The sequence below is a fragment of the Labrys okinawensis genome (assembly GCF_002982075.1).
Classification (GTDB): domain Bacteria; phylum Pseudomonadota; class Alphaproteobacteria; order Rhizobiales; family Labraceae; genus Labrys; species Labrys okinawensis_A.
In genome coordinates, this window is the sequence record NZ_PUEJ01000018.1 from 1 (window position 1) to 21,700 (window position 21,700).

The following is a 21,700-nucleotide window of genomic DNA, read 5'->3' on the forward strand; positions in this document are numbered from 1 at the left end:
GGCGCGAAAACCGGCCCTTCAATCTCGGCGAGGCCATGGCCCGCGAGTTCAAGCACGGCCATTTCTGCCAGGAAATCGTCACCGTCAGCCCCGCCGAAGCAGCCGTCCTAAGCGAGTTCGGCTTTCCCCATGCCAGGGTGGTGGGAACCTATCGGCCGGTCACCCCGACCCCCCGCAGTTTCCAGGAGCGGGCTGGTATCGTCTTCGTCGGCAGCCTCTATGCCGAGAACACGCCCAACTACGATTCATTGACCTGGTTCATTGAGGAGATCCTGCCGCGCGTCGAGGAGGAACTCGGTTGGGAAACCCGGCTCAATCTGGTCGGGCATGTCGCTCCCGGCCTGGCGCTCGACCGTTTCCTGGCGCATAGCCGGGTGACCTGGCACGGGCCGGTGGCCGATCTCGCCCCGATATACGACACCTCCCGTATCGCCATTGCCCCGACGCGCTTTGCCGCCGGGACCCCCTACAAGGTCTACGAGGCGGCTTCGTTCGGCGTGCCCACAGTGATCACCGATCTGCTGGCGAAGCAGCTCGGCTGGAAGCATGAGCAGGAAGTGCTCGCCGTGCCGGTGGACGACACCGAGGGGTTCGCCGCTGCGATCGTCCGGCTCTATCGTTCCGAAGAGTTGTGGCACCGTCTCCGGCAAGGCTGCTGCGACAGGCTGAATTCAGAGCACAACGAAGGCAGGTATAGGGAAGCCCTGTCGCACGTCCTGCCAGCTTTCGACCGGTCGCGTTGATGCCGATGCCTGGCCATTTGAATAGTGAATTGGGCATGAACCTGATATGGTGGTCTCGTCCGCGAGGGGTGGGGCTTCAATCCTGGATGGCAGTTCTTCGGTCGACATGATTCAACTCAGCAATGTGACGAAGTACTACAAGGTCGAGAAGCATCGGAAGATGATTCTCGACCGGGTATCGATGATCTTCGATACCAGCTATTCCTATGGCCTGATGGGGGTGAACGGGGCGGGGAAGTCGACGCTGCTGCGGCTGATTTCGGGCACGGAAATGCCCAATGGCGGCAGGATCCGCAGATCCGTGCGCATATCCTGGCCGATCGGGTTTGCGGGCGGCTTTCATCCGGCCATGTCGGGGCGGGAGAACGTGCATTTCGTGGCCCGGGCCTATGGCGCCGACATTGCCAGGGCGGCCCGCTTCGTGGAGGACTTCTCCGATCTCGGCGACTATCTCGACGTGCCCATCAAGACCTATTCCTCCGGCATGTCGGCCCGCCTGGCCTTCGCCCTGTCGATGGCGATCGAGTTCGACGTCTATCTCATCGACGAGATCATCGCCGTCGGCGATGCCAAGTTCCAACTGCGCTGCCGGCAGGCTTTCGACGAGAGGCGCAAGAATGCCGGCCTGATCGTGGTCTCCCATTCGATGGCCACGATCACGGCCTTTTGCGACCGTGGCGGCGTCCTGGCGGATGGACGGCTGACCATGTACCCGAACGTGCCCGATGCCATTGCCATGTACAACCGCTTGAACCGCTGACGGATCGATGAACGAAATCCAGACTGAACTCGACGATCGGCAAGGCAGATCGATCGAACGCATGCGGTCCGTCTCCAAGGCGCTGTCCGATGCCTCGCGCCGCGCCCGCTTCTCCAGCCGGTCCAAGCAGGCCTTTTCCGGAGCACAGGGCCTGCGCCGGCGGGCGCGCGAACGCATCATCCGCCTGGTGCTGCTGGTTCTTGTCGTGGTGCTGCCGAATATCGCTTCGATCGGCTATTTCGGCTTCATCGCCTCCGACCAGTATGAATCGATCGCCAAATTCACGGTCTCCAGCGGTGCGCTGCCCAAGATGGACGATCTCGGCTCGGCCACCGGCCTGCCGCCGATGGCGATCGTGCAGGATACGATGATCGTGGTGTCCTATGCCGAGAGCCAGGCCCTGGTGGCCAAGCTGCAGGACGCCATCGATCTGCGCAAATATTACAGCTCCGACAAGATCGATTACTTCTCCCGCTTCAATGCGGCGTTGCCGATCGAGAAGTTCACGAATTACTGGACGCGGCGTTCCTCGGCGGCGGTCTCCATGCCGTCCGGCATCGTCACGCTCCGGGTGAGGGCGTTCAGCGCCGCCGATGCCAAGACGATCGCGACCGCGGTGGTCCAGCAATGCGAGGCGATGATCAACCAACTCAACGAGCGCATGTTCAAGGACACCGTCGCCGCCTCCGAGCGGGACCTGCAGCTGGCCGGGGAGGCCCTCAAGAGCACGCGCGTCGCCTATGAGAAGGCCCGCAACGCCGAAGGCGTGTTCGATGTCAAGGAGGAGAGCAAGAATCTGGGCACGCTGCTGACCCAGCTCGAGGGCCAGCTGCTGACGATGCAGTCCGAATATGCGACCCGCTCGGCCTATGTCGCCGCCGATGCGCCCCAGATGCGCCTGGCCGCCCAGCGGATCGCCTCGCTCAAGGAGCAGGTGAAGGGCGTGCAGAACCGCATCACCAGCATGCAGCAGCAGGGCGACAATGGCGCCCTGTCCCAGAAGCTCAGCCGCTTCGCCAATCTCGATCTGGAACAGAAGATCGCGGAAAAACGCTATGCCCAGGCCTCGATCAGCCTGAACATGGCCCGCATCTACAGCGAAAGGAAGATGCTGTATCTCCACACCGTGGAGATGCCGGCCGAAGCCGAGGAACCGCGCTATCCGCGCCGTGTGCTCACCATCGGCCTGGTCCTGCTCGGCTCGATCCTGGCCTGGTTCATCTCCATCGGCCTCGTGGGCCTCATTCGCCGCCGCTTGGCTTGAGATGGGCCGACGCGCCGCGTTCGGCACTGCGCGCAATGGTGCGATAAAGATCCGCCAGTTCGCGGCCTTGGTCGGCCGCCCTTCGCAAGATGCCTGGCGGTGGAGGGGGCCCGGCCCGCCATGCTTCGGGATTGGCGTTCATCGCACCCAGGATATCGGTGAGTCCCGCATCGCTGGAGACATCGATGACCACGCCTTCCTCGGGCAGCCGAATGCACTCGCCGATCGCTCCCCTGTCGGAGGCCACCACGCGCAGGCCCAGCGAGGCCGCTTCCCGGGCCACCAGGCCGAAACTCTCCGGCCAGACCGAAGGCGCCAGCACCGTGTCCAGGCCGGCATAGAGCGCCGCCACCTCGGACGGAGAGCAGGGACCGCGCAGGAGAACCGGCGTGGCGCCCCAGCAGGTGGACAGATGTTCAGCCGGCGCGAGAGCATGGTCGATCATGGTCAGCGCCAGCCGCTCGAAACGGCCCTTGCGCAAGGCGGCCTCGACAAGCGTGGCGCCTTTCTGGATCGAGCGGCCACCCAGATGTCCGAGAGCGAGACGCCCGTCCGGTCTGGGGCGGCGTGGATGGAATTGGAGGGCGGGCGCGCCATTCTCGATCACGCCCACCGCGGCGATGCCGGCATGATGATGCAGGGTGGCGAAGGGCTGCGACACGGCGAGAACCGCTGCAGCCTTGTCCAGCAGCGCAGCCAGGGCCTGGCGGCGTGCGACCGATTGAGACAGACTCACTCCCTCGACCGGACAGATCTCGAACGGGTCTCGATCAGGCAGCCGTAAAAGGCCGTCACGATCGATGAAGAACTGGGAGTCGCTGATCCACCAGCCGTCATGGAGGGTGACGAGATAGGGAATTCCGGCTTGTTCCGTCGCTTCGACGATGGAGGCGCTCAGGCGCTGGATGCAGTGAAAATGCACGATGTCTGGCTGGACGAGATCGAGCACTCTGCGGAATTGCGTGGCATGGCTCGGGTTGAAAGGCCGCCAGTCGCGCAGGCGGTCCGGTGGGACGGAAATCCTGAAGACCGGACGGCCTCTGTAGCCCTCGCAACTCAGCGTCTCGTAAGGCTGGCGTCCCTCGTCGCTGGCGAAGATGCTGACTTCGATATCCGGGCAATCATCGATGAGGTGATCGACATTGTCCTGTACCACCCGCGTGGCGCCGCCATAGCTTTGCGGTGCAAAGAAAACGTTGCAGATCAGGACCTTGACTCGAGCCGGAGACGCCTTCGGGATGGCCCTCCGTTGCATGGGGGCGAAGGCCCTTGCCAGAGTTTCGGCGCCCCTGTCGAGGGTATAGAGCCGCAGGGCCTTCTCGCGGGCGCGGAGTCCCATGTCCAGCCGCAGTTGGGGGGCCTCGATCAGCGCCTTCAGGCAATCGCGCCATTCTCGCCCGCTTTTGGCCAGAAAGCCATCCATGCCGTGCGCCACCGTCTCGCGGTAGGTGGCGGTGGCGCTGACCACCGACGGAATGGCACAGGCTGCGGCCTCCAGCCATTTGATTTCGCTCTTGCAGTCGGCGCTCTCGCCGGGCGAGAGCACGGCGAGATTGATGTCGCAGGCCTGCAATACGCTCCAATATTCGCCGATATCCTCGATGAAACCGACCTGGGTGATCCGGCCGGCATGGGCGGCGAATTCCGGCACGAGCCTCAGATGACCGGCGACGACCAGACGCAGATGCGGATATTCGCGCATGAGATCGAGGAGGACAGGAGCAAGCTCCCGGGTGAAATCGAGATTATGCGCCTTGGTGCCCGATCCGTAGAACAGCGTCACCGGCGCGTCGGCCGGCCTCAATTCGGGCCCGCGCGCGAGGAAGGCATCGTTGCGCGCATCGAGCCCGTTGGGCAGTACCAGGGCCCTGCCCAGGCGAACCAGTGGCTGCATGTGCCGGGCGAGTGCCGATGTCGACGCGATCGCCGTGTCGCATTGGGCCATGGCAAAGCGATAGAGCGGGACGCCGAGCTGGAGATAGAGATGCTCCTGCGGCGTGATCTGCCCCTCATAGGTGGCGAGGTCCGGCGGGAAAAAGTGGTCGTCGAACAGGAGATCATCGATCTCGTAATAGGTCGGCAAGCCCAGGGCGCGAGCATGGAGAATGGCCCGCAGCACGGCAGGCGTGGCGGTCACCCGATAAAAGAGCGCGGCCCTCGCGCCGGCAAGAGCGGCGATGAACGCATCGGCCTGTGTCTCGTCGAAGGCCTCCGCCTGCAAGCCGGCCTGCTCGAACAGGCGCAGTTTCTGCTCCACCCGGTAGTGCCGGCATTGACGCAGTTCCTGGTTGGCCAGGATGACGACGGGGCCTTCGGCCGGGAGCGGCAGCGCCGGCGGCAGGCGGTCGAGGGTGGCGAGCGCCGCGTGAATTCCACCCAGGGCGGCCTCGATGACGCCATTGGCTTCCTCGCGCCCTCCCACGCCGTAGAGTTCGAGCGCGCTGAGCTTGGCGTGATCGAACCAGGCCTGGAGGGTGCGATGGACGCAGGCGAGGAAGTCGGCGCGCCCTTTCCAGCGCTCCTGTTGTTCGCGCAGGATCTGCAGGGCTTCCCCGAATGCTCTCTTGCCGATCAACAGCGAAACGGCTGCCTCCACGGCCTCCCAAGGGTGGTCATCTCGCGCGATTGCCAGGCGGAAATCCCACAGAGCTTCGTCCGCAGATCGAGCCTGCCGGGCTTTGCCGCGCCGATAAAGCAGCGGGCCGTCGAACCTGGCCGCAGCATGCCTCTCGGCCTGGTCATAGGCGCGGGCCGCCAATCCGAGACGGCCACGCCGCAACTGGAAGTCGCCGATCGCCGCCAGGAGATCGAAGCTGGCGGCATCGCCGACTGCCCCCTCTGCCTCGAAGCCACGCTCGAACAAATGTGCCAGGGCCTTGGCGCGATTGACGATTCCGCTTTTTTCTGCCGGCGACAGCCCCGCCCGATAGGCCTGCCATGCGAAATCGGCGGGATAGCAGCTCTCGCCGAGATAAGGCTGCAGAAAGACGGTTTCATTGGGCGCAAGGCCGGCCGAAACACCCTCGACGAGCCAGTTCCGGTAAAGATCGACAGCATTGGCTGCGTCGGTCAGCTCATATGTTTGGCGATAGAACTGTGGGTCAAAGCCATGCCTGAAGCTGATCGGGGCCAGACGCTCGATGCCCTGCTCCACGAAGAGGCGCAGCGCCTCGGTACGCGACAGGGCGGTCGCAGGCAGCCAATCCCGGGCCATGGCGGTGAATTCGGGCGTGCGGAACAGCGCCGGCCAGGCACCGGCGGGAACATTGTTCGAACCGCCGATGGGTCTATCGACGGCATAAGGCCGTCCCTCCTGCCTGCCATGTTCGAGAAAATGGCGGATGAATTGGTGGTCATGCGTGTAGGCGCGGGCGAGGTCCTCGTTGAGAAGGCGATAGGCCGTGACGTCGAAGGAGGGCGGGAGCGGACCGAAGCGCCGCTCCCATTCCGCGATCGCTTCGTCGAGATTGCGTGGACGCCCTTCGCGCCGGCCGTGCTCGACATAGTGAGCCCATAAATGCTCGGCGCTGGGCAGATCCTGCAGATCGGGATGATGGGCAGCGTAGAAGACAGGATCGAAATCCGGCGCGATCACCGGGCGGCCCCGCAACGATTTCAGGAGGGACCTGAGCCGTTTCACCCGACATGGCCTCCCAGCTGCAGGGCCGAGCCGGGATGCCGGCTCCGCTGCGGGGCCGGTCGATTTCGAGCCGCAGCGTGTTTCTCGGAAAGACCGGCAGGCCTCTCCGCCAGGAAAAGACGTAGAAACGACGGATTGGCGAAAAGTTTCGATTCAAGGAAATCGCACTTTGTTCCAGCCCCCGAAGGCCGATGCCGGTCATTGCTCACAGCCGATGATCTTCCACGGACGCATAAGTGAGGGCGCCGATCGCCCAGATGATCAGCAGGGACAGGAAGAACATCAAGGGATAGACGAGACGGTAGGGATATTTGGCGAATTCCGGCAGGCTCGGCGGCACGAACATGCTCAGATACACGGATTGCCGCTGCGCCCTGATCTCGGCGCGATCCAGTGCCGCCTGTGCCCGGGCATATTTGCGCTCGTTGAGCAGCCGATCCACGTCGAGTTCTTCGTATTTGGCGAGCGAGGTGGCCAAAGTCTGGGAGTCGCTACCCGTCAATTGTCCGCGCAGCGCGGCGATCTGCTCGTCCAGGGAAGCGAGGCGATTGCGCAAGACGCGCAGACTGGGAGCATCGGACTGAAGTTCGGCCGCCATTACAGCCTCGTCGTTCTTCAGCTTCAGCCGTTCCGTCATCAGGGGCATCAGCAAAGTGGCGATCTGGGTGCCCGACTGGCTCGGATCGATCAGCGCGTCCTTGTTGCGGAAGTCCTGGAGCGCCTTGAGGCTGTCCTGCAACTGCTTGAAGACCTGACTCGTTTCCGCTTCGGCGGCCTTGGTTGCGTCTCGCCGTGCCCGCTCCGACATGCGATTGATCAGTTTCTCGCTTTCGGCCAGCACGGCCCGGTTGAGCCGCAGGGCATCCTCGGCGCGAAAGGCGGTGACATCCACCGTGACGATGTTGGAGACCGGGTCGACATAGGCATCCACCTTGCGCTGCCAATAATCGGTGAGTTCGTCGATCGAGACGTTCTCGGGCAAGCGGGCGATGCGATCCACCTCCGGACGCTGGAAGATCTCCCGGATGTTCAACTGCGTGCCGATATCATCGATGATGGCGCGGCTGCGGATGTAATTGGCAACGATATGGGCGTTCTGAGCCGTCGCCACCGGTATCATCGAGCCGCTTGTCGGGGTGGCCGCGGTTTCGGCCTCACCGCTCTTTTCCGAGGTTTCCGGTTCCATGGCCCGCACGGTGAAACGGGCTTCGGACTGGAACTGGTCCGAGGCGATGGCGAAGAAATAGACGAAGGCAGCGATGCTGGGAATGAGCACCAGCAGGACGAAGCTCCACAGATAAGGTCTTGATCCGCGCGAACCGAGGTCGGGAACGGCCTCGGGCGAGGGGGCCTCGTCAATGACGGTGACCTCTGTACTCCGCCCCCGCAACACCTTGGTGGCATTGGCGAATTGACGCAAGGCAAGCCCCGTCCGCCTGGGCCTGTCCTTCGTGCCGGGAGGCGGCAGGAGTTCCTTGGCTTCGCCGTCCTTTTGCTGCTTCAGATCCGTTTTCATATCCAGATCGCGCTCATCCGCACCGCTATTCTTGTCCAATCGAACTTGCCGCGGGCGCCGGCTTGCTCGAACAATTCGGGATCGATCGTTCTATTTTCGCGCATAGATCGACATTGCCGGCCCGTAGCGATGGTCGGGATCCACGTCTTCCAATGTGATGTGGCTGAAGCCCACCGCTCGCAGGGCGGCCAACATGTCGTCGCGGTGGAGCCAGCGATGCTGATCCATGGGACCGCCGCAGAACTCGGCATGGTTGGCGGCACCGCGATAGGTCCGCAGATAGGTTCGCACGGCGACACCATGAAAATCCTGGATCTGTGGCTTGTCTGCAAAGACCGCCCGTCTCGGATCCGAGGGCGGCATGAACTCATCATCCATGAAATGAGTCCAGAAATAGACCGCGTCGGTTCGTTTTGCGATCAAATCGATCAAATGCAGGGGATCGTTGGCATGATAGAGCACGCCGGAAGCGACGATCAGATCGTAGGTTTTCTCGGTACCTTCCAGCCATCTGACGAAATCGCCGAGCCAGATGCGAGAGCGCGACAGGCCGAAGATCTCCTTGGTGATCAGACAGCGCAGGAAGGCCGATTGATTGGCTTCGATGGCATCGACGATGGCGCCGGCCCGTTCGAGCATGACGGTGTGGCCGCCCTCCAGTGGCCCCAGCTCCAGCACGACCTTGCCCTCGAGCGGGCCATACTGGTTCATCATCCAGGCGATCCGCGGATCCAGATAGGTCGCCAGAGCCCCTGCCTTAATTCCGAATTCCGGCGGAAAGGCACTGGTCCAACCTTGGATGACGTCGACGGCGTTTTGGTGAGTGGGCATCGAAATTACATAGCGGTCAAATATTCTTGGCGATTTCTGCGCGGATAGGGGTGCGGGGACTGATCGGCGCCGCAGCTTGCCAAGCCATTTCGATAGCATTTACTTTTCCAGTCGGAAGCGTTTCTCGATATACCACTGTGATGGCCCAGCCTCTATCTCTTCATAGCGCAGTTCGGCATGAATGAGGCCTCTAAATCGCTGCGCTGCAATATGTAGCCCTGTTTCATGTCCAAATGATCTATTTCGGACAAATAGTCGAAAACTGCATTCATCCGAGCGCCGCCCTATACCATTCCAGCGAAAGCGCGGGATGGAAGTAGGGGTCGTTCCTGAGCAGGTGAAGCCATTTGGAGCGAAAATATCCTATCTCTTTTCCGTAGAGGACCTCGGACGGTGCCTTGCTGCTGCGGGAGGCAGATTCGTGATGGTGCAGGACCACGCACGGATCCAGCAAGGTTCGCCAGCCGCATTCGTTCAGCCGCAGGCATAGATCGATGTCGTTCAGGTCGATCGGAAGATTGTGCTGATCGAAGCCGCCAATGCGGCGGAACTTCTCGCTCGAAACCGCCAGGCAGGCGGCCGTGACCGCCGACAATTCATGCGGCGTGGAAAGGCGTCCGAAAAAGCCGGTGTCGGAGCGCGGCAGGCGCCGCTCGAAATGGGCGGCCCGCCCGCCCATGCCGAGCACGACGCCGCCATGTTGCAGCGTATCGTCCTTGTAGAGAAGTTTCGCTCCGACCGCCCCGATGTCCGGCTGTCGGGCCCAGCCCGTCAGGCGGGACAGCCAGCCGTCGGACAGGATCTCGGTGTCATTGTTCAGGAAGACCAGGGTATCGCCGCGGGCTCGCCCGGCTGCCTCGTTGCAGATTGCCGCGAAGTTGAAGGACCCGGGGCTGCGCAGGACGGAAAAGCGAGAGTCTCTCGTCACGGTATCCAGATAGGCGAGGGTGCTCGGCTCCTTGCTGCCATTGTCGATGATGACGACCTCGAAATGGTCCTGCGGGCTGCGTTCGAGCAGGCTTCCGACGCAGGCCGACAGCAGGTCTACGCGGTCCCGGGTCGGAATGATGACCGTCGACATCGGCGGCCGTCCACTGGCGGTCATGACGGCCGGGCTGAGCGGGGTAAGAGGAATGGCCGGGCTTGCATGCGAGGTGGCGAGCAGTATGCGGCGGATATGCACGGCGCGGACGAGAGCGTCGATGGGCGGACGTGACACCAGGTCCTCGACGGTGGCGCTGGAAGGCATCACCTGGCGCAGCCAATCGTTCCGGGCGAACCAGGCCTGCCCCACCAACGCGGCATGGCGGGCGAGGACGGGACTCCAGTCCGGCTTGAAGCGAGGCGAGCCGTTGCATTCCTCGTCGCCATAGTAGAGGGCCGCGGGGTCCTCGATGGAGCGCTGGGCGACGGCCGCCAGGGCAAAATCGTTCAGCCGGTCGTCCACACGCAAACCGATCACCAGATCGTCATCCCTTCCCGCATCGAGGAGGGGAGCGAGCGGGGTTCGAGGGGATGCCCATGACAGGGTGATGCGCTTGAGGGGTTGGGAGGCGAGGAAGCCGTGCCACGCCGCCGCGTGTTTTGAGGGATCCCCGATGATGACCAGGTGGAAACCTGTGTCGGCGGCAGCCTGCGATGGCATGTCGAGGCCCGTCCATTCGATGGTGCGGCTGCGCTCGAGGCGCCAAGCCTCGTACATGGCGAGGGGCGTTGCCCCCAGGGCGCGCTTCAGCCGCGCCTGTTTCACCTGCCGATCGCCGCGCATGCCGGCCCACAGAGCGCTCATGACCGCCTTGGGATGGCGCCGTGCGCCTCTCCCCAGTCGCCGGAGCGGACCGACGCGGCCGAGGCTCACCACCCGGAATCCGAACGGGCCGATCCAATCGGCCGGCGACAGATGCAACTCCGTCGCGTCCGACGGCAGAAAACCGATCCAGCTTCCACGGCCGAAGGATGGCGCTGGCAATATCACATCCTCGTCACCGCCTGGACGGATGATACGCAGGACCGGCCGGGTCAGCGGATCGAGCAGGCTGGCCTCGAAGACGAGACGGACCCAGCGTCCGGCCCATTGCCGCGCCGGCGCCTCGATCCTGAGCCAGGGCAGGCAGCTTTGCGACACGGTCCGGCCGTCCAGCAGAACGACATCGACGAGCGGGGTGAGCTTCATGCCGGTGGCCGTGCCTTGCGGGAATGGTGCCCGGTGACAATCATGCCTGGTCGGCCTCGAGAAGGAGGCGAAGTGTCGGCTTCGCCGGAAACGGGCGGGGGTGTCGCCCAGGACCGCGACAATGGCAGGATCGGCGGCAGGATCTCGCGGGGGGCGGCCAGGTGCCTGGAATACCAGGGGCTGTAGGCCGGGTCCTCGAAAGTATCCGTGTGGTATTTTTGGCGCAGGGCCTCCTTCTCGCGCTGAAAGCGTTCCTTGTTCGCCTTTGTCTCGTCGCTGCCCCGCGTGGCGGATTCATGATGGGTGAGGGTGGCGAAGGGCGTCCATACCGTACGCTGGCCGACGGCCGCCGCGCGCAGGCAGTAATCGATGTCGTTATAGGCGATGGCGAAAGCCGTCTCGTCGAACTCCCCGACCTGTGCATAACACTGGCGCGAGATCAGCATGCAGGCGCCCGTGACGGCACTCAGAGTCTGGCGCACCTTGAGGCGGTTCATCGGTCCCGACGAGTCCTGCGCCGCGTTGGCGTACCAATGGCCGGCCAGGCCGCCGAGCCCCACGATGACGCCCGCATGCTGCAGCCGGCCGGAGGGATAGAGCAGGCGGGCACCGACGATGCCGGTTTCCGGATAGTCGAGGCAGCTCACCATTTCCTTGAGCCAGTCGGCGGCGATGACCTCGATGTCGTTGTTGAGCAGAAGGATTGCCTGTCCGTTCGCCTCCCGCATGCCCCGGTTGACCTGGCGCGAGAAGTTGAAGGGTTCGGGCGTAATCACCGTCCGAAAGTTCCGGTGTTGCCCGCGCATCGTCTCGTAGAGCGACAGCGTGCGTGCGTCCGTGCTGCCATTGTCGACGACGATGACCTCAAAATCGGCATAATCGGTGCGCTCATAGAGGTCGGTCAGCAGGCGGGCGATCAGGGCGGGACTGTCGCGATTGGGAATGACGATGCTCACGCACGGCCACTGGCGGCGATCGGGCGAAAACTCGACACGATGAAGGTCGGGTACCAGCGCCGGGCCGACGGGCGCTGCGACACCGTTGCTGGCATAATGCGCGGCCAGGGCCCGGCGGGCATGGCCGACGGCCGTTGCCGTGAAGGTGGCGGAATAGGAGGCCCGGTGCCGCCGCCACAGATAGGCGGGGTAAGGCAGATGGATGATGGCATGCCGGGGGAGCTCCGAGAGATAGCGCAGCAGGAGCTCATAGTCCTGGGAGCCGTCGAAGCCGGCGCTCAGCCCGCCCAGCGCCTGCAGGCGCTGACGGCGATAGAGCGAGAGATGATTGACGTAATTGACCCCGGATAGCAGCACGGGGTCATAGGCCGGCTTGAAGAAATATCCGATCGGCTTCAGCCTGGCGTCGGTGATGGTTTCATCGGTGTAGATGAACTGTGCCTCGGGGTGGCGCCGGATGGTGTCGTTGAGATAGTCGAGGGCCAGCGGTGCGAGGGCATCGTCGTGGTCGATGAGGCCGACCCAGTCGCCGCGCGCTGCCGCGAGGCCGAGATTGGTTGCGCCGGCGATACCCAGATTGTGCGGCGTGCGCAGGACTTGGATCCTAGGCTGCCCCTCCATGCGCTCGAGCCGGGCAAGGGTGGCCCTGTTGCTGGACGCATCGTCGCACAGGACCAGCTCCCAGTTGCCGGCGCGCTGGCTGCGCAGCGAATTCAGCAGGGCGTCGAGAAAGGCCGGCGGGGTATCACGTAAAGGAACTACGAAGGAAAGCAGCGGTGCCGGCTGCCCTTCGTCATGTGGTGCCATGTCGGCGAGACCCGCTTCCGCCAGGTTCAGGACGGCCTGGAAATGCTCCTCCGGCGGGAGCTGCCGCGGCGGCGGCGGTGCCTTGGCCAATTCATCGAGTTCGAGCAGGTGCAGGTGGTCTGCCGCAGCGCCGAGTTGCCGGCGGAGGGATGCCAGGGAGCGGGCCGCGCGGATGTTCAGGGTGAAGCTGTCCGGTTCCGCTTCGGGGCCTGGATAGTCCTCGCAGGGATCGAAACGCACGCGTCGGAAACCCCTGATCCTGCCTGTCCCGAAGGCATAGACGCCATGGCGTGCCGGCGGCAGCGGCAACACTTGTTCCGGCCGAAAGCCATGACCGGTATCGATATAAAGATGCGGCTCGAGCTCCGGACCGCTCGAAATGACCTCGATGGCGATATATCTGGCCGGCCAGGGGCCGAGCTTGAAAACGAAGTGAGGATCGGCCTCGCAAACGCTCCATTGCGACGCCCCGACGCGCGCCAGCCCCTTATGGCCTTTCATCAAGGGCGCAAACACGATGCCGCTTCCTCACATGGCCAGTCTTTCATCACGAACCGGGGAGACATGTCATCGTTGGTCTTCAGGCCCTTGCAGGAGCCGGCAAATAATTCGGGATATTACAGTAGAGGAAATGGCACGAGAATATTGAACGATAAACTGTACTGTCCGTTGCCGCAAGGAGGCAGAAAGGCAAACTTGGCGGGCAGGCAAACAATGTTTTCATCAACGGTATAGCGTCCAAGAACTCCTCGTCGATCGTATAGCTGATTCTGGAGTAAAAGCGATCTTCCTGTCATTGATCCGACATTTGACGTTTTCTCAGCGCCGGTGTCATAATCGCCCGCGATGTCCGGCTGCATAGATGTGCTGGCGTGAATGCAGCGACGGACATCGGCATAAAAACACAAAAACGACATTTGGGAGGGACGAATGGCTTCGAGAAGCGGAGTTGTTGGTGCCGCGCTGATGGCCGCCGCGCTCGCGGGAGCGACGGTGCCGGCCATGGCGGGCGAGTTCGACGGTGTCACCGTCAACATCATGACGCAGACGGGCGCGATCCAGGAGCCGCTGCAGCGGCGCGCCCCGGAGTTCGAAAAGCTGACGGGTGCCAAGATCAACGTGATTGCGGTGCCCTTTTCCGATCTCTACCAGAAGGTGCTGACCGATTGGGCGAGCGGCACCAATTCCGTGGATGCGGCCGTGTTCGCGCCGCAATGGATGGTGGACTACGTCGCAGGCGGCTATCTCGAGGACATCGGCAACCGGGTCGCCAAGGACAAGGCGATGGCCTGGGACGATATCGCCCCTTTCTTCCGCGACTTCTCATCGAGCTATGGCGGCAAGACCTATCTGGTCCCGCTCGATGGCGACTTCCATATGCTCTATTACCGCACCGATATCTTCGAGAAGGCCGGGCTGAAGCCGCCGACGACCTGGGACGAATATCTGGAAGCGGCCAAGAAGCTGAACGGCATGGAGGTCGACGGCCAGAAGGTCTATGGCTCCTGCATCGCCAAGAAGCGCAACGCCCAGAGCTATTGGTTCGTCACGGACGTGGTCGGCTCGATGACGCAGTCGAAGGGCACGTCGCAGGGCACCTTCTTCAACACCAAGGACATGACGCCCCTCGTCGATAACGAGGCCTTCCGCAAGGCGCTGGCCTTCCTCAAGGAATCCGGCAAGTACGGCCCGCCGGACGAACTGAACATGGACGTGTCGGACACCCGCCCGCTGTTCACCTCCGGCAAATGCGCCCTCAATCTCGACTGGGGCGATGTCGGCGTGCTCGCCATTGATCCCGCGACTTCGAAGGTGATCGACAAGACCGGCGCCACCATCATGCCGGGCTCCAAGCAGGTGCTGAACTGGGACAGCGGCAAGTTGGAAGCCTGCTCCAAGGAAACCTGCCCGAATGCGATCGACGGCGTGAACCATGCGCCCTATGCCGCATTCGGCGGCTGGAGCGGCGGCATCAATGCCAAGGCGCAGGACAAGGTCAAGGACGCGGCCTACGCCTTCTTCTCCTATATGACCGCGCCGGCCCAGTCGAATGTCGATGTCACCATCGGCAAGACCGGCTTCAATGCCTATCGCACATCGCAGCTCAGCTACAATGAAGGCTGGAAAAAAGCCGGCATGAGCGAGAAGGCGGCGGCTTCCTATCTCGGCGCCATCAAGGATAGCCTCAACAGCCCGAACATGATCCTGGACCTGCGCATCCCGCAGAACCAGAAATATCAGCAGGTCGTGCTGGACGAGGCGATCGCCCGCTTTCTGGCCGGCGAGATCGACGAGGAGGCCACCATCAAGGCAGTCGCAGATGGCTGGAAGGACCTCAACGACCAGATCGGCACGGAGGACCAGCTGAAGTTCTACAAGAACACGCTGGGCGCGAAATAGGGGCTACCTTCCTCCTAGAGGGGGAGGGGCGGACGAAGTCCGGGGTGGAGTGATGAGGCGCTTCGTTCTGGCAAGACGAGCGAGGCTGCAGAACGCCTTCGCCGCGAAAAAGTCACCCCACCCCGACGCTGCGCGTCGACCCTCCCCCTCCGGGGGAGGGTAAAGAGCGGCGCCATCTTAAAACCGGTTGAATCTCAAAACGACGCGTTGAGAAAAATATGGCCGTCAACCTCTCCATTCCCGATGAAGCGGACCGGCGGGAGCGTCTCTCGCAATGGGTCGATCGCCATTCCGGCCGCATCATGGTGCTGCCGGCGGTGCTCATCCTGCTGGCCTTCGCCATCTTTCCGCTGGTCGCTTCGGCCTATCTGTCGCTGTCGCGTTTCAAGCTCGCCGGCGGCAGTTTCACGCTCACCTTCATCGGCTTCTACAATTATCTGCGCCTCTTCCTCGGTGCCCAGCAATATCATTTCCTCGGCACGCTCAAGGCCTTCGGCCCGCTGGAATGGCTGCTCTTCGCCGCCCTTCTGGCCTTGCTGGCGCTGTGGCTGGTGCGTTTCGCGCGCCAAGGCTTCACGCTTTTCGGCTTCCTCGGCCGGCTGATCACCGCCAGCCTGATCGCCGGCATCGTCTATGTCGTGCTCGCCACCACGGTGGCGGGCGGCATTCCCGGCACGCTCCTGAACACGCTGCTCTATGTCGTGGTGGGTGTGGCAGTGCAGTTCCTGATCGGGCTCAGCCTCGCGCTGCTCTGCGCCCAGCCGATCCGCGCCCGCGGCTGGTTCCGCGTGATCTTCTTCATTCCGGTGATGGTGACGCCGGTGGGCGTGGCCTACATCTTCCGCATGCTGGCCGACATGCAGAAGGGGCCATTCGCCCCGCTCAGCCAGCTTTTCGGCGTCAGCCAGTGGTCCTGGGCGACGGAGGCCTGGTCGGCGCGGCTGATGGTGCTGGTCGGCGATACCTGGCAATGGACGCCCTTCATGTTCATCGTGCTCTTGGCCGCCATCGAGAACCAGCCGCGCGACCAGCTCGAGGCGGCCCATCTCGATGGGGCCGGCCCCTGGCAGATCTTCAAGGACATCACCTGGCCGGCGATCGCGCCGGTGGCGGCCACGGTGGTGCTGATCCGCCTGATCGAGGCCTTCAAGATCATCGACATGCCGAACGTGCTCACGGCCGGCGGCCCGGGCCTGGCGACGGAGTCGCTGACCCTGCATTCCTTCATCGCCTGGCGCACCCAGGATTTCGGCGGCTCGGCGGCGGTGGGCTACCTGCTCCTGTTCGTGTCGACGATCACCTGCGTCTCCTTCTTCAATTTCGTGGTGCGCCCCAGCCGGAGGTATCAGGGATGAGTGCCGACGCCGATGATCGTCCTTTGCTGCGCCGCCTGTTCGAGCGTCGCAGCCTCGAGGAATTGGCGCCGATCCCGAAGGCGCTGACCTATGCCGCGCTGCTGGGCTGGACCCTGGTGGTGCTCTTCCCGCTCTACTGGGTGCTGGTCACCTCGCTCAAGGTGCAGATCCAGGTCGATGCCGGCCCCTATTACCTGCCCTTCGTCGACTTCCAGCCCACGCTGGACGCCTGGAACTTCATGCTGTTCCAGAACAACACGCTCTGGCCCTATGTGAACTCGATCATCGTGGCGCTGGCGAGCACGATCCTGGCCCTGATCATCGGTTCGCTCGCCGCCTATGCCCTGGTGCGCATCCGTTTCCAGGTGAAACTCGCGGCGATCATCGCCTTCATCGTTCTGGCTGCCGGCGCGATCGTCGCCGTGGCTGCGTTCGCCGTGCCCTGGCCGGCGGCGGTGGCGGCCGCCCTGGTGCTGTTCTTCATGATCCTCGGCACCATTGGCCGGCGCTTCAAGGCGGCACTCGGCAACAACGACATCGAATTCTGGATGATCTCCAACCGCATCATGCCCCCGATCGTGGCCGTGCTGCCGATCTATGTGATGTTCCAGAACCTGAAGCTGCTCGATACCCAGATCGCGCTGATCTCGACCTACACCGCCGTCAACCTGCCGATCGTGGTCTGGCTGACGCGCGACTTCTTCGCCGGCATCCCGCTGGATCTGGAGGAAAGCGCCGAGATCGACGGCGCCTCCAAGCTGCGTGTCTTCTTCACCATCGCCCTGCCGCTGGTGCGCTCGGGCCTGGCCGCCACCTTCATGCTGGTGCTGATCCTGGCCTGGAACGAGTATCTTCTGGCCCTGTTCCTCTCCAATGCCAATGCGCAGACCATGCCGGTGCTGGTCTCGGCCCAGAACACCACGCGCGGCCCGCAATGGTGGTACATGTCGGTGCTGATTGTCATCATGATCGTGCCCGTCATCGTGATTGCTGCATTCCTGCAGAAGCATATCGCGCGAGGCCTGATGGTCGGCGCCGTGAAGGGGTGAAGATGCAAGTCACGCTCAACAACGTCCACAAATCCTTCGGCGCGGTCGAGGTGGTCAAGGGGCTCGACCTCGAGGTCAGGGACGGCGAGTTCCTGGTGCTGCTGGGCGCCTCCGGCTCCGGCAAGACCACAGCCCTGCGCATGATCGCGGGGCTGGAAACCGTGACCTCCGGCTCGGTGCGGATCGGCGAGCGCGACGTCACTCATGTCCTGCCGAAATATCGCGACATCGCCATGGTGTTCCAGTCCTATGCGCTCTATCCGCACAAGACGGTGTTCGCCAACATCGCCTACCCGCTGACGGTGCGCAAACGCCCCAAGGCGGAGATCGAGGCGGCGGTGAAGGACGTGGCGCGCCAGGTGCAGCTCGATCATCTGCTCGACCGCCTGCCCCGCCAGCTCTCCGGGGGGCAGCGCCAGCGCGTGGCGCTCGCAAGGGCCATCATCCGCCGTCCCGCCGCCTTCCTGATGGACGAGCCCCTGTCCAATCTCGATGCCAAGCTGCGCGGCCATATGCGCGCCGAACTCAAGCACATGCAGCACGAGCTCGGTATCACCACCATCTATGTCACCCATGACCAGGTGGAGGCGATGACGCTGGCCCACCGTGTGGCGCTGCTCGACAAGGGCGTGCTGCAGCAATTGGATACGCCGGCCAACATCTACAACCGGCCCGCCAATCTGTTCGTCGCCGGCTTCATCGGCTCCCCCCCGATGAACTTCCTGGAGGGAGAGCTGAAGGAAGGGCGTTTTTCCTCCGAGGCCGGCGGGTTCAGCACCACGAACACCCGTTCGGCGCCACGGGCGGTTGCCGGCATCCGGCCGGAGGATTGCCGGGTAACCGAGCCCGATCTCGGCAAGTTCGCCGGCGAGGTCTTCGCCATCGAGCTGATCGGCGATCACTCGCTGGTCACCTGCCGTTGCGGTGGCGCCAGCGTGACGGTGAAGGTCGACAAGGAGTTCCAGCGCGAGATCGGGGAAAGAGTCGGCATCGGGTTTGACGACAGGGCCCTGCATCTCTTCGATGGCGAGAGCGGGGAGAGGCTGGGGTAACCCGCGAATGATCGCATCGCCGGAGCGCAGTTGGACTATCTGACATCGCGATAGAAACGCTGCCTTTTTGTCATGCCCGGGCTTGACCCGGGCATCCAGGTGCCAAGCACGCATCATGCTGAAAAGAGCTGGATTGCCGGGTCAAGCCCGGCAATGACAAACGTCGTGCTAAAGCGTTTTGTGATTTCTCGGAATCACCGAGAATCGCAAAGGTGCGTCGAAACAAACAGTTAGGGCAGACGAGCGTTCACGTGCGAACGCGCTTTGCTCGAGGGTTCGTATGGCTACGCTTAGGCGCGCAATCTGCATAAGGAGACCACAATGGCGACGGTAAGACTTCTCAGCGACGACGAGGTCGCCGCCAATCCGGCCGCGAAGGCGGTGTTCGACGATATCAGGGCCACGCGCAAATCCGATTTCGTCAATAATTTCTGGCGGGGCCTCGCCAATGATCCGGTGCTGCTGAAACGCACCTGGGAGGAGGTCAAGGCGGTGATGGTGGGCGAGGGCGCCCTCGATCCCCTCACGCGGGAACTGATCTATATCGCGGTTTCATCCGCCAATTCCTGCCAATATTGCGTGCATTCCCATACGGCAGCCGCACGGGCCAAGGGCATGGATGATGCGCAATATGGCGAGCTGCTCGCCATCATCGGCCTGGCCGGCAAGACCAATCACCTGGTCACGGCCATGCAGATCCCGGCCGACCCGGAATTCCTGGTGACGAGCTGAAGCGCGTTTTCAGCCGTCGTTTTCCGCATTCAGCTCGTCCGGCCGAAGTCCGGGCTAAAGCGTTTTGCGATTTGACCGAGTCACCGGGAATCGCAAAGACGCGTCGAACCAAAGAGTTAGAGTAAAAAAGCGTTTTCGTGAAAACGCGTTTTGCTCTAGTGATCGACGCCGGAGGCTTCCCGCAGGATCGCATTGATGCGGTCCTGCCAGCCGGGCCCATCGGCCTGGAAGTGCTCCAGCACGTCGCGGTCGATCCGCAGCGAAACCAGTTCCTTGGCATTTGGGAGCGCCGGCCGCGCAGCGGCAGCCGCCGGCGCCTTGGGCGCCGCGGGCTTGAAGACCGCCTCGGCGTTCTTCCAGGGATCGCCCGGGCGGCGTGTTCTGTTGTTGCTCATGGGCTGAAACTATTTCTGTTGCCGAAGGATCGGATCTGTCTATCTGCCGCCAATTGGAAGGTCGAGTCCATAGCTCGTCCTCGGTCACGGCTTGCGACGCAAATCGTCTCGGAGCCGTCTGCGACGGCGGGTCTTTCCTCCGGCTTCCGGCCATGCCAAGAATGAGTCGAATCCATATGTCAGACTTATTTTCGGGAGCGAATCGCCATGGCCAAGACGCGTTGGGGCATCCTGTCGACGGCAAAGATCGGCACCGGCAAGGTCATCCCGGGCATCCAGCGCGCAAAGGGCGCGGAAGCGGTCGCCATCGCCTCGCGCGACCTCGCCCGCGCCGAGGCCGCCGCCAAGGAGCTCGGCATTCCCAAGGCCTATGGGTCCTATGAGGCTTTGTTGGCCGACCCGGATATCGACGCCATCTACAATCCGCTGCCCAACCATCTCCATGTGCCGCTCACCCTGCAGGCCGTTGCGGCGGGCAAGCATGTGCTGTGCGAGAAGCCGATCGGCCTGACGGCCCAGGATGCGGCTCAACTCCTGGTGCTGCCGCGCGACCGGCTGGTGATGGAGGCCTTCATGGTACGCTTCCACCCGCAATGGCTGAGGGCAAGGGAGGCCGCGCGTTCGGGCGAACTCGGCGAGGTCAGGGCGATCCAGGCTTTCTTTTCCTACTACAATGTCGATCCGGCCAATGTGCGCAACCAGCTCGACATCGGCGGCGGCGGCATCCTGGATATCGGCTGCTACCCGATCGTCGCGGGCCGCTTCATCTTCGAGGCCGAGCCGCGGCGGGTGGTCGCCCTCGTCGATCGCGATCCGGCGACCGGCGTCGATCGCCTCGCCTCGGCCATCCTCGATTTCGGCGAGGGGCGCCGCGCCGAATTCACCGTGTCGACGCAGCTTACCCCGCTGCAGCGGGTCGACATCGTCGGCACCAGGAAGCGCTTCGAGATCACCATTCCCTTCAACGCGCCCCAGGCCGAGGCCGTTACCGTCTATACCGACGACGGCTCCAGGCTCGGCGATGCCTCGGCGGTGGCGCAGACCATCGCGCCCGTCGACCAATATGCCGAGGAGGTCGATGCCTTCTCCGCCGCCATCCGCGGCGAGATCACGCTGCCCTACGGCCCGGCCGACGCCGTGCAGAACATGAAGATCATCGACGCGCTCTTCCGCTCGGAAAAGAGCGGCGCGTGGGAGGCGGTGTGAGGGGCTTCCTGGTGTGCCGGTCTTCAGACCGGCACTGGGACTGCTTCGGTCCGGGACGGGCGACGGCCTTCTTTTGATAATCCACGAATTTTGCATGGAATTGTGTTGCGAGAGCCGACATGTCTTCATGACAAGACGTTAAATTGCTTGTTATGGAGAGAAGAGAAAATACAGGTCGCAGATATCGGTATTGGTGCAGCGTGTTTTTGCTGACATTGGGTATCTTAATTGGATTTTATTTGACAGATGTATTTTATTTAAAATATCAAGAAGTTAGTAGAACAATAATAGATCTTGGTATTACTATAACAGTTATCCAGCATGGTGAAGATCGATCTATCGCGGTCGTCGACAATGATGGAAACGCGTTGGATCAAAAGCTCATGTGGGATTGGGGTCCGGATTTGAGAGCGAATCTATACCGCGTTGATTCAAAGGCCATTGCCGTTATGGACTTTGGTGGCACGTTCAGGATTTCCGCCGATCCATTAGAGCATTATGAAATTAGGTTCGATCATATCCTGCGTTAGCAAAGAAATTCGCGCATTCGCTGGGTTTGGTCTGCTGCAAGATGTGCTGGATGGCGTGCGTGAGCTCATCGAGAGAACGAGCGGCGGCTTGGCGCAGCCAGTGTTTGAGTTTGGCGAAGAACTGCTCGATTGGGTTCAAATCGGGGGAGTATTTGGGCAGAAATAGCAGCTTTGCTCCTGCCTCTCGGATGGCTTGGCGTACCTGCTTTCCCTTGTGGGAGCCAAGATTGTCCATGACGACGATGTCGCCCGGCTTCAAGGTTGGAACCAGTTGGGTTTCCACATAGGTGC

Annotated in this window: 17 protein-coding genes; 9 read left to right on the top strand and 8 right to left on the bottom strand. The window is 62.7% G+C overall.

What is annotated here, in order from left to right; genetic code table 11:
- The 3 genes from C5L14_RS29620 to C5L14_RS29630 form a co-directional block, all read left to right on the top strand.
- Positions 1 to 743, top strand: a 743-nt coding sequence (locus tag C5L14_RS29620; protein WP_146127051.1) for a glycosyltransferase family 4 protein, incomplete at its 5' end; no start/stop codon positions are given.
- Between the two features lie 106 nt (positions 744 to 849).
- Complete coding sequence (locus C5L14_RS29625) at positions 850 to 1,503, top strand: ABC transporter ATP-binding protein (RefSeq protein ID WP_105865667.1); 654 nt, start codon at positions 850 to 852, stop codon at positions 1,501 to 1,503.
- 7 nt (positions 1,504 to 1,510) lie between these two features.
- Complete coding sequence (locus C5L14_RS29630) at positions 1,511 to 2,767, top strand: lipopolysaccharide biosynthesis protein (RefSeq protein ID WP_105865668.1); 1,257 nt, start codon at positions 1,511 to 1,513, stop codon at positions 2,765 to 2,767.
- Here the strand turns inward: C5L14_RS29630 and C5L14_RS29635 are convergent.
- The 6 genes from C5L14_RS29635 to C5L14_RS30535 all read right to left on the bottom strand — a co-directional run bounded on the left by C5L14_RS29635 (position 2,745) and on the right by C5L14_RS30535 (position 13,694).
- On the bottom strand, positions 2,745 to 6,407 hold the full coding sequence (locus tag C5L14_RS29635) for a glycosyltransferase (protein WP_146127052.1): 3,663 nt from the start codon (positions 6,405 to 6,407) through the stop codon (positions 2,745 to 2,747). The two genes, C5L14_RS29630 and C5L14_RS29635, sit on opposite strands and share 23 nt — an antisense overlap.
- Before the next feature lie 205 nt (positions 6,408 to 6,612).
- Positions 6,613 to 7,923, bottom strand: coding sequence for a capsule biosynthesis protein (locus C5L14_RS29640; RefSeq protein WP_146127053.1), 1,311 nt, complete (start codon positions 7,921 to 7,923; stop codon positions 6,613 to 6,615).
- A gap of 90 nt (positions 7,924 to 8,013) precedes the next feature.
- A complete protein-coding gene (locus tag C5L14_RS29645; protein ID WP_245443659.1) occupies positions 8,014 to 8,754 on the bottom strand; it encodes a class I SAM-dependent methyltransferase in 741 nt (246 codons plus the stop codon).
- 268 nt (positions 8,755 to 9,022) lie between these two features.
- Positions 9,023 to 10,927, bottom strand: a complete 1,905-nt coding sequence (locus C5L14_RS29650) for a glycosyltransferase family 2 protein (RefSeq protein ID WP_105865672.1) — start codon at positions 10,925 to 10,927, stop codon at positions 9,023 to 9,025.
- Positions 10,924 to 13,206: a glycosyltransferase family 2 protein gene (locus C5L14_RS29655; protein WP_245443660.1), complete on the bottom strand. Its 2,283-nt coding sequence runs from the start codon at positions 13,204 to 13,206 to the stop codon at positions 10,924 to 10,926. The genes C5L14_RS29650 and C5L14_RS29655 overlap by 4 nt, the downstream gene beginning before the upstream one ends.
- 101 nt (positions 13,207 to 13,307) lie before the next feature.
- Positions 13,308 to 13,694, bottom strand: a complete 387-nt coding sequence (locus C5L14_RS30535) for a hypothetical protein (protein ID WP_181161386.1) — start codon at positions 13,692 to 13,694, stop codon at positions 13,308 to 13,310.
- On the opposite strand from C5L14_RS30535, the gene C5L14_RS29660 reads away from it, so the two are divergent.
- The 5 genes from C5L14_RS29660 (at position 13,657) to C5L14_RS29680 (ending at position 19,278) form a co-directional block, all read left to right on the top strand.
- The gene (locus C5L14_RS29660; protein WP_245443661.1) at positions 13,657 to 15,090 is read left to right on the top strand and encodes an ABC transporter substrate-binding protein; all 1,434 of its coding nucleotides are present in this window, start codon (positions 13,657 to 13,659) and stop codon (positions 15,088 to 15,090) included. The two genes, C5L14_RS30535 and C5L14_RS29660, sit on opposite strands and share 38 nt — an antisense overlap.
- 218 nt (positions 15,091 to 15,308) lie before the next feature.
- Entirely contained in the window at positions 15,309 to 16,445 is a 1,137-nt protein-coding gene (locus tag C5L14_RS29665) for a carbohydrate ABC transporter permease (RefSeq protein ID WP_105865675.1), read from the top strand.
- Positions 16,442 to 17,494: a carbohydrate ABC transporter permease gene (locus C5L14_RS29670; RefSeq protein ID WP_105865676.1), complete on the top strand. Its 1,053-nt coding sequence runs from the start codon at positions 16,442 to 16,444 to the stop codon at positions 17,492 to 17,494. Before C5L14_RS29665 ends, C5L14_RS29670 begins: the two co-directional genes overlap by 4 nt.
- 2 nt (positions 17,495 to 17,496) lie before the next feature.
- Positions 17,497 to 18,546: an ABC transporter ATP-binding protein gene (locus C5L14_RS29675; protein WP_105865677.1), complete on the top strand. Its 1,050-nt coding sequence runs from the start codon at positions 17,497 to 17,499 to the stop codon at positions 18,544 to 18,546.
- 321 nt (positions 18,547 to 18,867) lie between these two features.
- Entirely contained in the window at positions 18,868 to 19,278 is a 411-nt protein-coding gene (locus C5L14_RS29680; RefSeq protein ID WP_105865678.1) for a carboxymuconolactone decarboxylase family protein, read from the top strand.
- A gap of 155 nt (positions 19,279 to 19,433) precedes the next feature.
- Here the strand turns inward: C5L14_RS29680 and C5L14_RS29685 are convergent, their stop codons facing one another.
- Positions 19,434 to 19,673, bottom strand: a complete 240-nt coding sequence (locus C5L14_RS29685) for a BrnA antitoxin family protein (protein ID WP_105865679.1) — start codon at positions 19,671 to 19,673, stop codon at positions 19,434 to 19,436.
- A 207-nt stretch (positions 19,674 to 19,880) separates the two neighbouring features.
- On the opposite strand from C5L14_RS29685, the gene C5L14_RS29690 reads away from it, so the two are divergent.
- Positions 19,881 to 20,879: a Gfo/Idh/MocA family protein gene (locus C5L14_RS29690; protein ID WP_105865680.1), complete on the top strand. Its 999-nt coding sequence runs from the start codon at positions 19,881 to 19,883 to the stop codon at positions 20,877 to 20,879.
- A 504-nt stretch (positions 20,880 to 21,383) separates the two neighbouring features.
- On the opposite strand, the gene C5L14_RS29695 is transcribed toward C5L14_RS29690, so the two are convergent.
- A partial coding sequence (locus tag C5L14_RS29695; RefSeq protein WP_146127008.1) for a transposase occupies positions 21,384 to 21,700 on the bottom strand: 317 nt, incomplete at its 5' end.